8 protein-coding genes and 2 pseudogenes are annotated in these 10,572 nt (G+C 52.5%); 4 read left to right on the top strand and 6 right to left on the bottom strand.

Features of this window, described 5'->3' with window-relative positions; genetic code table 11:
- Positions 1–70: 70 nt before the first annotated feature.
- Positions 71–769, top strand: coding sequence for an aspartate/glutamate racemase family protein (locus tag J1785_RS08285; RefSeq protein ID WP_129991714.1), 699 nt, complete (start codon positions 71–73; stop codon positions 767–769).
- Here J1785_RS08285 and J1785_RS08290 read toward each other — a convergent pair.
- Positions 766–2,028, bottom strand: coding sequence for an ion channel protein (locus J1785_RS08290; RefSeq protein WP_129952218.1), 1,263 nt, complete (start codon positions 2,026–2,028; stop codon positions 766–768). The two genes, J1785_RS08285 and J1785_RS08290, sit on opposite strands and share 4 nt — an antisense overlap.
- A gap of 218 nt (positions 2,029–2,246) precedes the next feature.
- On the opposite strand from J1785_RS08290, the gene glk reads away from it, so the two are divergent.
- Positions 2,247–3,212 (top strand): glucokinase, encoded by a 966-nt coding sequence (glk, locus tag J1785_RS08295; protein ID WP_129952219.1) that lies wholly within the window; start codon positions 2,247–2,249, stop codon positions 3,210–3,212.
- A 129-nt stretch (positions 3,213–3,341) separates the two neighbouring features.
- Here glk and uraH read toward each other — a convergent pair whose 3' ends face one another.
- From uraH to J1785_RS08310, 4 genes and pseudogenes are all read right to left on the bottom strand, one after another.
- Positions 3,342–3,749 carry a hydroxyisourate hydrolase gene (gene uraH, locus J1785_RS08300; protein ID WP_095922951.1) on the bottom strand — a complete coding sequence of 136 codons (408 nt, stop codon included), beginning with the start codon at positions 3,747–3,749 and terminating at the stop codon, positions 3,342–3,344.
- A 238-nt stretch (positions 3,750–3,987) separates the two neighbouring features.
- Positions 3,988–4,314 (bottom strand): annotated as a pseudogene (locus J1785_RS27025) (LytTR family DNA-binding domain-containing protein); the annotation flags it as partial.
- A gap of 89 nt (positions 4,315–4,403) precedes the next feature.
- Positions 4,404–4,758: pseudogene (locus J1785_RS27030) on the bottom strand (response regulator); the annotation flags it as partial.
- Positions 4,759–4,823: 65 nt separating this feature from the next.
- A complete protein-coding gene (locus J1785_RS08310) occupies positions 4,824–6,542 on the bottom strand; it encodes a sensor histidine kinase (RefSeq protein WP_129991716.1) in 1,719 nt (572 codons plus the stop codon).
- Positions 6,543–6,656: 114 nt separating this feature from the next.
- On the opposite strand from J1785_RS08310, the gene J1785_RS08315 reads away from it, so the two are divergent.
- Together J1785_RS08315 and alaC are read left to right on the top strand one after the other, a co-directional pair.
- The gene (locus J1785_RS08315) at positions 6,657–7,196 is read left to right on the top strand and encodes a GNAT family N-acetyltransferase (protein WP_217219208.1); all 540 of its coding nucleotides are present in this window, start codon (positions 6,657–6,659) and stop codon (positions 7,194–7,196) included.
- A 116-nt stretch (positions 7,197–7,312) separates the two neighbouring features.
- On the top strand, positions 7,313–8,572 hold the full coding sequence (alaC, locus tag J1785_RS08320) for an alanine transaminase (protein ID WP_129952224.1): 1,260 nt from the start codon (positions 7,313–7,315) through the stop codon (positions 8,570–8,572).
- Between the two features lie 96 nt (positions 8,573–8,668).
- Here the strand turns inward: alaC and J1785_RS08325 are convergent.
- A partial coding sequence (locus J1785_RS08325) for a DUF4153 domain-containing protein (RefSeq protein WP_238483142.1) occupies positions 8,669–10,572 on the bottom strand: 1,904 nt, incomplete at its 5' end.

A 10,572-nucleotide genomic window follows, 5' to 3' on the forward strand; every position in this document is an offset into this window, starting at 1 on the left:
GCATTTTCTTTGCCGGCGGGCTTTTTGTCGGTTATGGTTTTGCCATCGGGGAAAAATACAGGGTGTGCAAATGAAAACATTAGGGCTGATTGGTGGCATGAGCTGGGAATCCACCGTACCGTATTACCGCATGATTAACGAGCAGGTAAAGCAGCAACTGGGCGGATTACATTCGGCCAAACTGTTCCTTTACAGCGTCGATTTTTACGATATCGAAAAGCTGCAAATGGCCGGTGACTGGCAGCAGGCAGGCGAAATTCTCGGTAATGCCGCGCATTCACTGGCGCGCGCAGGTGCGCAATTTATTGTCGTATGTACTAACACCATGCATAAAGTGGCGGATGATATCGAACGTATCGGCGGCCTGCCGCTGCTGCATATCGCCGATGCGACGGCAGAAAAAATCGCAGGGCAGGGGCTGCGTAAAATCGGCCTGCTGGGTACGCGCTTTACCATGGAACAGGATTTCTACCGCGGGCGTTTGCAGGAAAAACATCAGATTGACGTGGTGACGCCGGATGAAGCTGACCGTGCGATTGTCCATCGCATCATTTATGAAGAGCTGTGCCTGGGCGTTATCAGGGATGATTCCCGCGAAGAATATCGGCGGATTATTGGCAAATTAGAACAGCAGGGCGTGGAAGGTATTATTCTCGGATGCACCGAAATTACCCTGCTGGTGGGCGAGGAAGACGCGAGCGTACCTGTTTTTGACACCACTGCCATTCATGCGCTGGCGGCAGCGGAGTTTGCATTAAAGCAGGATTAATCTTCTTCCGGGGCCTGACGTACAAGCCGCTGTTTTGCCACCTGCATCAGCGGCTTCCCGGCCAGCATTAACCAGGCTGGCAGCATCACGATACACAACAACGGCAGCAGCTTCAGCCCCGGAACCACGGCGGCAGCCATAAACAGGCTAAGCCAGCCGTCGCGTGTCACCACCAGTACCATACCCATCACGGCGCATGAAACAGTCACCGCCGCTGGCACATCCGGCGCGTACTGATGCAGCATCAGGCCAAGCGATACCCCGACAAACACCGCCGGGAAAATACGTCCGCCACGAAAACCGCAGGCCGCCGCCACCACCAACGCCGCCAGTTTGGTCAGGGTGATCGCCAGCAATGGCCCCATCTCAAACAGCGCATTGGAATGCGCCAGCTCTTTCATTTCATCCAGCCCTTTAAACAGGGTAATTTCTCCGCCAATCAGTGCCAGTAACCCCAGCACAAACCCGCCAATACCCAGCCGCAATATCGGATTATGAATACTGTTAAACATCCGGTGCACATGCGGGAACAGCCAGACAGCAATCATCCCCAGTGCGATAGCAATCAGCACCACCACTGACCCGCTGAAAATATCCATCAGGCTGGCGGCGTCATACGACGGAATACTGAGCGAAAAATCGGGCTGGAAAAATTGTTCGGTGGTGATGGCACCTGCACCTGCTGCGAGTAATGGCGCAAAAAGGCGATCCCATAACTGCACATCTTTGTTACCGCCGAGGGTTTGCGAAAAAATCAGCGCGGCCGCCACTGGCGTGCCAAACAACGCGCCGACAGTCCCGGCTGCAGCCAGGATCACCCAGTCAGTCGTCGGTACCCGGGGTAATAAGCGCGAGCCTAATGCCGCCACCAGCGCAATATTAATCACCGTGATCGGATGTTCCGGCCCCAGACTGACGCCGCCTGCCAGTCCGACCATCAGCGCCAGCGCAAGACCCGGCAAAGCATTGATCGCCACCGGTGCCCCAATCAGCGACTCCGTAGCAGGATCCGGCCCGGCGTGGCCTGGCATATACTTTATGATGGCACCGACGCCAATGCCGGTCAGTGTCAGCATAAACAGCGTCCAGCTGGCGGATTGAGTATTGATATTGAGCACGGCGGGAATGTTCTCCCACAGCAGATTCTGCAGCGCGCCAGAAATCATCATGACGAACACCAGCACCAGGCTGGACATCACACCAATAATGATCGCGGGCAGGGCAAAAGCTAACATGACTCTGGCGCGGGGATGGAACATGCACGTATTTCCTTATTTATAATTTCGTTTGCTCTGATAGCTTAGATGAATCCCGGCAAAGTCAGTCTGCGGGCTGTCGACATAATTTTGTGTAGCATGCTGCATAAATGTGGGTTGTTTCAAAACTGCATTGCAGCGTATAGCAATTACCGCTATTTTGCCCACACGAATTTGGCGCGGATGCGCAGCATAATGAATTTACTTTTGCGGAGAATAACATGACCAAATACTCCCTGGTGGGCGATGTCGGGGGCACTAACTGCCGCCTGGCGCTTTGCGCTTTGGACAGCGGTGAGATTTCGCAGTCGAAGACTTTTTCCGGGCTGGATTACGACAGTCTGGAAGCCGTCGTTCGTGAGTACCTCGCGCAGCAGCATCAGGAAGTTGAGGATGCATGTATCGCTATCGCTTGTCCGATAACCGGCGACTGGGTGGCGATGACCAACCATACGTGGGCCTTTTCCATTGCCGAAATGAAGAAAAATCTTGGACTGCAACATCTGGAAGTGATCAATGATTTCACTGCCGTTTCTATGGCAATCCCGATGCTGAAAGAAGATGACCTGTTGCAGTTTGGCGGTAAAAAAGCACAGGACGGCAAACCGGCAGTGATTTACGGAGCCGGCACGGGGTTGGGCGTCGCACACTTAATTCATGCCAACAACCAATGGCTGAGCCTGCCGGGCGAAGGCGGCCACGTTGATTTTGCGCCAAACAGCGAAGAAGAAGACATTATTCTTGAGCAGTTGCGTACCGAAATGGGGCACGTTTCTGCTGAGCGTATTCTCTCCGGTCCGGGACTGGTGAATCTTTACCGTGCCATCGTCAAATCAGATAATCGTGTGCCGGAAAACTTCAGACCGAAAGACGTGACGGAGCTGGCTCTGGCGGATGAAAATCTGGATTGCCGCCGCGCACTGTCACTGTTTTGCGTGATCATGGGACGTTTTGGCGGCAACCTGGCACTCAACATGGGCACCTTCGGCGGCGTGTACATTGCAGGTGGCATCGTTCCGCGCTTCCTGGAATTCTTCAAAGCCTCAGGCTTCCGCGCCGCGTTTGAAGACAAAGGGCGTTTTAAAGATTACCTGATGGATATTCCGGTATTCCTGATCACCCACGATCAACCGGGGCTGTTAGGTGCAGGGGCTTATCTGCGTCAGTCGATTGGTATGACGATCTAAAACTGCCCCTGAGAAGGTAACTCGATCGGCTCCCTCCCCTGCGAAGGGGAGGAGCAAGGAACCCCTCCCGAGATTTAGCATGAAGCCGCACTCAAGTTCATCTTGCCCATCATGATTTTTTTTCTGACTTTAATTCCCGCGATAAGTCGAGAAACCGTAAGGACTGACAAGCAGAGGGATGTGATAGTGAGGCACTGAGCCATCTGCTTTAAAAATAACAGGGATTTCCGGGAAAAATGAAGCGGTATGATGTTTTTCAAACCATTCGCCAGTTTTAAACGTTACCCGATAATTACCTTTCTCCATCACACTTTCATTGGGATACAGCGCCGGAATTCGTCCCTGCTCATTGGTCACTCCACTGCTCAGTTGCACCCATTTGTTACCTTCCTGCTTCTCGAGCGATACGCTTACCCCCTGTGATGGCAGCCCGTTTTGCAGGTTCAGAACGTGGACGCTAAGAGGGTTTGCTGCAAAGGCGGATGTCAGACACAGCGCATTGATAATACCGGCGAGTAATAATTTCTTTTTAAACATATGTTCGTCCTTTTGAACTCAATGTTATTTGTTAATAACGCAGAATATCTGGCAGAGGTATATTTAGGTTTTCCACATCACAGACGTGAGAAAGTGCGAAATATCCTCTGTCTTGACGAAACAAAGTCTACTTTTTACTGGCTAACCTGAGGATGACGGGTTAATGACATTTTTGTAATAATTCAGAGCCGGACGCCAAAAGATAACGCCCTCCGCCTCAAAACCCGTCAGATCCCCATCAAAACCGCATTAATTGCCTGAATTCTTTCACTTTGCTCCGGCTCACCGGCACTTCAAAATCCAGATCACTTAACCGCAAAATATAGGTGTTGTTAAACCACGGCACGATCTCGCGGATTTTCGACAGATTCACGCAATATGAACGGTGACAGCGAAAGAAATACTCCTCCGGCAGGCGGTTGCATAATTCAGTGATGTTCATTGGCATCGTGAATTCTTCTTTGCGGGTATAAACCTGTGTCACCTTTTCCTGCGCGGCGGCGTAATAAATATCATTAATATCGGTAACGATAATACGCTCATCTTTAATCAGATTGATGCTGTGACTGACGCGCAGGGGGTTGCCCGTGGCCGGTGCAGTACCTTCCTGTTTATCACCGGGCTCCTTCGCAGCCTGCTCTTTATCCCGACGAAAATGTGACTCCAGCTTTTGCAGCATGGTGACAATGCGCGACTCATGATAAGGCTTAAGAATGTAATCAAACGCCTCAATTTCAAACGCTTCTGCGGCATGCTCCTTATAGGCGGTGATAAACACGATATACGGCTTGTGCGCAAACTTACTGATGTTTTGCGCCAGCAATACGCCATCGAGGGAAGGGATGCTGATATCAAGAAAAATCGCGTCCACTTCATGCGATTGCAGGTATTTAAGCACGTCCAGCCCGTCATCAAAAACTGCTTCAATGCTGATGCTGCTGTGGGTATTAATCAGATAACTCAGCTCTTCCTGAGCCGGTACTTCATCTTCGACGATAATAGCGTTCACGGAATTATCCCCCGGTGCGATGGCCCGAAATGCGGGCGGGTAAAACTAAAAAGCGTTTCTGCGGGTCAGGCGATTTTGCTCTCTGAGGCTGCCGTGACCTGGGGTTGCGTATGCGTAATCACAAACGAAATATCCGTGCCGGGTTCAAGACGGCGGATAGTCAGGCCCTGACCATACAATAATGAAACGCGGTGATGTACATTCAGCAGGCCAATTTTATTGCCGGGCATTTCATTGCGTGCCACGCGGTCAATCGTTTCCTGATTAATACCATGGCCGGTATCTTTTATTGATACCCTGATGCCGTCAGCCTGATGCTTCACTGAAATGACCACCACGCCTTTTCCGCTGCATTTCTGGATGCCGTGCACAATGGCGTTCTCTACCAGCGGCTGGATCAGCAGGCTCGGAATTTTCACCGAAATGTCATCATCAATGTCATAAATCACCGTCAGCTTGCTGCCGAACCGCGCCTGCTCAATGGCGATGTAATCCTGCACCTGATGCAATTCTTTGCGCAGATCAATCAGCTCATCGTTCAGTTCCAGGTTATAACGCAGATAGCGGGAAAGATTGATGATCAGCTGGCGCGCCACGTCAGGGCGGGCACGGATAGATGATGAAATCGCGTTCAGCGCGTTAAACAGAAAATGGGGATTTATCTTGCTCTGCAACGCCCGCATTTCCGCTTTATTGGCCATCTCGCGTAACTGCTCGGTGCGTGATACTTCCATCTGTGTCGACATAATCTGCGACAACCCGATCGCCATCACTTTCAGCGAATAAGTGATGCGGTGCGGGTCACAATAATAGATTTTCAGCGAGCCGGTGACTTCACCTTTTTCCCAGAGAGGAATGATAATCAGCGAGTGTATCTGTGGCGTACGGTGCATTTCGTCGTTGTTTTTCACCGTAATTTCACCGCTTTCCAGCGTCGCTTTGGTCATCTCACTCAGCGTTTCATGGCCGATATTGTATTCTTCTGCGCCCACGCCGACGTACGCCAGTATGTTTTTGGTGTCGGTTATCGCCACCGCATCAGCATCGATATCATCGCGAATAATACTGCAAATACTGGCTAACGATCCGGCGTTGATATTTCTGCCTTCTATGTTACGAAAATAGGGCAGGGTTTTATTGGCGATATCCAGCGCCAGCCGCGCCTGTCGTGCGGCGATCACCTCTTTTTCATCCTCGACACTTTGCACCAGCAACACAATCAGGCCGATGGAACTGGCACCGAGGATCAGCGGTGCGGCGATATTCATGACGATATCCAGCCCGAGCGAAAACGGTCGCGCCATCAGCAAAATCAGGATCATGGTCAGCGTTTCGCACAGCATGCCGCCCAGAATACCGACTTTCCAGTGCAGCGATTTTTTGACTTTTTTATTGATATAACCGGAGAGGAAACCTGCGGTAATACTGGTAATCAGACACGGAACAGACGTCGGCCCGTGGATGTCGATCAGGAAACGGTGGGTGCCGGAAATCAGGCCGGTAATGATCCCGACCCAGGGCCCGAACAGGATCCCGCCCGACATGATCGCGATCGTACGTACGTTGATCAGTGAACCTTCGACGTTGATGCCTGAGAGCGTACCGAAAATAGCGAACAGTGAGAAAATGGCGGTAACCGCAGTCAGTTCCAGCGGTGTATGGTTTTCATTTTCTTTATGCAGCAATTTGCGGAACAGCGGAGTTCGCGTGAGGAAGAACAAACAGATAAGCATCAGCGCCGCACGGTCGAAGACCGCCAGCAGCATATCGAACATGTGAGGCATGGCAGATTAGACTCTTTGCACGATTGAAAGATAAGCGTGCCAAATGGATTCAGCGGTTATTATATGTAAAAGGTCAGACTTTCACCATCGGCAGACACAGGAGCACATTCCGACATGATTTCGTTATCTACGCCGCGGCTGATCATGCAGCCTCTCCAGGCTGATGACTGGGCATTTTTCTTGCGGCTGTATCAGACCCCGGAGGTCATGCGTTTTATCGGCGATATTGAAACCCACGCGCAGGTTCATCGCCGTTTTGAACAACGTCTGGGTCACTGGGATCGCGACAGTGATTTCTGGCTGTGCCTGCTGATGCGTGAAAGAGAAACCGGCGCAGCAGTGGGGCTGACCGGATTTTTCCCGGACTGGCGGCAGTATAAACAGGGGGAAGTCGGATTCATTCTGGCACCTGAACATCAGCGTAAGGGGTATGCCGTGGAATCCCTGCGTGAAGTGCTGAACTTTGCGTTTGACCAGTGTGGTTTTCATCGTTTGCAGGCTAACGTGCTGGAAGGCAACGACGCATCGCGCCGTGTGCTGGAAAAATGCGGATTCCGGATGGAAGGGCGTTTGCGGGACAGCTACCGGATCGGTGATGAGTGGAAAAACGACTGGCTGCTGGGGCTGCTGGCCACCGATCCACGTCCGCAGTAAAAAAAAGATGCCCGGTATCTCGACAGCCATTTTCCTCTGCGTTATGTTCGTTGTAGGCCGTTACACGGCCAGCGTCGCTCGGACGGTCCGGGCGCTTACGTATCCCAGAGGAAATTATGGCTGATTCCAGTTCACCCCGTCGTTTTTCACGTATTGATCGTCTTCCCCCTTATGTTTTCAACATTACCGCTGAACTGAAAATGGCCGCACGCCATCGTGGCGAAGACATTATCGATTTCAGTATGGGCAATCCCGACGGCCCGACACCGCCGCACATTGTGGAAAAGCTGGTGCAGGTTGCGCAGCGCGAGGATACCCACGGTTACTCGACCTCACGCGGCATTCCGCGTCTGCGTCGTGCCATTTCCCGCTGGTATGCCGATCGCTATCAGGTGGAAATCGATCCTGAAAGTGAAGCTATTGTCACCATCGGTTCGAAAGAAGGGCTGGCGCATCTCATGCTGGCAACGCTCGATCATGGCGACACCGTACTGGTGCCCAACCCAAGTTATCCGATCCACATTTATGGTGCCGTGATTGCCGGTGCGCAGGTGCGCTCCGTGCCACTGGCCGAAGGCGTGGATTTCTTTGCTGAGCTGGAAAAAGCCATTCGTGAAACTATTCCGCGCCCGAAAATGATGATCCTCGGTTTCCCGTCCAACCCGACGGCGCAATGTGTGGAGCTGGATTTCTTCGAGCGTGTGGTGGCACTGGCTAAACAATACAACGTGCTGGTGATCCACGATCTGGCCTATGCGGATATCGTCTACGACGGCTGGAAAGCGCCGTCAATTATGCAGGTGCCGGGCGCAAAAGACATTGCGGTGGAATTCTTCACGCTGTCGAAAAGTTACAACATGGCGGGCTGGCGTATCGGTTTTATGGTCGGTAATCCTGAACTGGTCAGCGCGCTGGCACGCATCAAAAGTTACCATGATTATGGCACTTTCACGCCGTTGCAGGTGGCGGCCATCGCCGCGCTGGAAGGCGATCAGCAATGTGTGAAAGACATTGCTGAACAATACCGTCAGCGCCGTAATGTGCTGGTACGAGGTCTGCATGAAGCGGGCTGGATGGTGGAAAATCCGAAAGCATCAATGTACGTCTGGGCAAAAATCCCGCCTGCTTATGCGCATTTAGGATCGCTGGAATTTGCCAAACGATTGCTGGCCGACGCAAAAGTGTGTGTGTCACCGGGGATCGGTTTCGGGGATTACGGCGATACGCATGTCCGTTTCGCCCTGATCGAAAATCAGGACCGGATCCGTCAGGCCGTGCGCGGCATCAAAGCGATGTTCCGGGCCGACGGTTTGCTGCCACCGAAAAAAACGGTAGGTGAACCGCCCGTGGAACAGGATCCGACGGTCACTGCCTGAGGCGCATTTGAACAAAAGCCGGGCGACGCCCGGCTTTTTTATGACATCAGCCTAACTTCTTTATTATCCAGGTCATATTTATCCGGGAATTCTGCGTTATTCTTCGTCGTGGTTGTAGTGAATGACCCGGCGTTTACCGTCAATCTGCACATCACTCCATTTACGCTGCATCGGTTTTACCTCACCGTTGCGCAGGGCGGTAATCAGTGCAGATTTATCTTTTTCTTCATACAGATAAAGTTCTCCCGCCTGGGTCCATTTCCCGGCCTGTCTGGCGTAAATGCGACAATTAACGGAAGGTGCATCCAGCGTATTACAGAGAAAAACCTCTTTCTGCCGGTCATTGTTTAAATCCAGCGTATTGACGATACACGCACCCTGAAGGCTGAGGCAATCGCGCAGTGTATTGCGGTACTCCTCCAGCAGCGGCAGGTTTTTCCACCATGCGTCATCGGGGGATGTCGCACCTTTCGCCAGCTGAATCCGTTTTTTCGCCTCTTCCACACGATAATTTTTCGCCAGTTCGGCTGCATTTTTATCGTTGTAGGAACCCCAGCGTGATGTCTGTGCCATCATATTTTTCACTGCGGTCAGCAGGCGCGGATCGGCAGTGAATGCGGGGTGCTGTTGCAGCGCTGCCAGCGCGTCGTTACCCCGCCGACCGGTGTCAAAACGCAGCCATTTCAGATCAACATCCTTCGCCTGTATCTTGCCCTTGTCGAGGCGTGCAATCTGGTTGTTCACGCTGATGCGGTAAGGATCGAGCAGCGGGCTGTTGGCGGCAATCACCAGTATCACCACCAGCACCGACAGCGGTTTATTGAGCTGGGTGATGCGTGGCAGCCAGCCGGGGTGCTTATCGATAACCGATAAGCTGTAGCAAAGCGATGCGAGCAGCGTAATGACGATCAGCAGCACCGCCCGCAGACGTTCCGGTGTCCAGCCGTGTTGCGAAACGCGCAGGCCGGTGGCGTAGAGCGCCAGTATGGCATACAACGGCAGCAACAAAATCGCCGCATTCACCAGCAGGCGGATAGCGCGCGGATAGGGTTTGACCTCGCTGTCAGTTTCACGCACGACATTGACCAGCAACAGAATACTCAGCGCCATGGTGGTCAGCAGGCTCGCTGCAGACCAGGCTTGCGACAGCGTTGACAAGCCGGTGAAGGGCAGGACAAACAGGAAAATCAGCGCGACAAACGCCACCAGCGGCAATAAGCCTTTCAGGATGAAACGGATGATGTGGCGGGTGGTATTGATGAGCGCCGGCTGCGTTCGGCAGATGACGATACTGGCCCCTAACAGCAGCCCGTAAACCAGATACATAAACAGCGGCGTTTCAAAAAATAATTCATGGAAATATTCGATGCCGACCAGCCGGAACAGCGCCGCGCACAGAGCCATCACGCCCACTGCCAGCAGCATCAGCAGGAACGTAAGCATGGCCGACAGCGTGTTCTGGCTGTAACACGCAGAAAGACTGGCATAGCGGTAACGGTTTGCCGCCGGGAAAGTTTGTACCTGCAGCCACGGCAAAACGAAGTAGACCAGCAGCGCCAGAGACAAATTAAATGACACCAGCACTGAATCCGCCGATGTCTCCGCTATATTACTTTTTACCCAGGTGGCCATACCGGCCAGCAGCAGCGCCAGCAGGGCCACTGAGGCCCATAACCGGCGGTCATTCAGATGAACGACGGACAATGAAATCAGCACCGGTAATGTAAATGCCATAGTCTGGCCGTAAATATTGTGAGAGAAACCGGCAAATCTTGCTGGAATGTGGTCTGAGAAAAAGAAGTACAGCAATAATCCCTGAAGCAGGCAGAGGGTAATGATTAACCCGCGGCCGGGTGTAGGCAGGTGTGGCATCGGGCGACCTGTCTGATTGAACTGAGGCATCCGTGGCTCTCCGGAAAAAATAATGTAAGGGGAAGTAATATAAAAACTCCCGCCAGTGTAGAGAATTCCCGCCCGCTGTGCAGAAAACTCTTCATCAG

This window comes from Rahnella perminowiae (genome assembly GCF_019049755.1).
Classification (GTDB): domain Bacteria; phylum Pseudomonadota; class Gammaproteobacteria; order Enterobacterales; family Enterobacteriaceae; genus Rahnella; species Rahnella perminowiae.

What these genes read in the sequence shown, in the direction of transcription:
- J1785_RS08290 (WP_129952218.1), bottom strand. Translation starts at nt 2,028, where the DNA reads ATGTTCCATCCCCGCGCCAGAGTCATGTTAGCTTTTGCCCTGCCCGCG.
- uraH (WP_095922951.1), bottom strand. Translation starts at nt 3,749, where the DNA reads ATGTTTAAAAAGAAATTATTACTCGCCGGTATTATCAATGCGCTGTGT.
- J1785_RS08285 (WP_129991714.1), top strand. Translation starts at nt 71, where the DNA reads ATGAAAACATTAGGGCTGATTGGTGGCATGAGCTGGGAATCCACCGTA.
- J1785_RS08315 (WP_217219208.1), top strand. Translation starts at nt 6,657, where the DNA reads ATGATTTCGTTATCTACGCCGCGGCTGATCATGCAGCCTCTCCAGGCT.
- glk (WP_129952219.1), top strand. Translation starts at nt 2,247, where the DNA reads ATGACCAAATACTCCCTGGTGGGCGATGTCGGGGGCACTAACTGCCGC.
- J1785_RS08310 (WP_129991716.1), bottom strand. Translation starts at nt 6,542, where the DNA reads ATGCCTCACATGTTCGATATGCTGCTGGCGGTCTTCGACCGTGCGGCG.
- alaC (WP_129952224.1), top strand. Translation starts at nt 7,313, where the DNA reads ATGGCTGATTCCAGTTCACCCCGTCGTTTTTCACGTATTGATCGTCTT.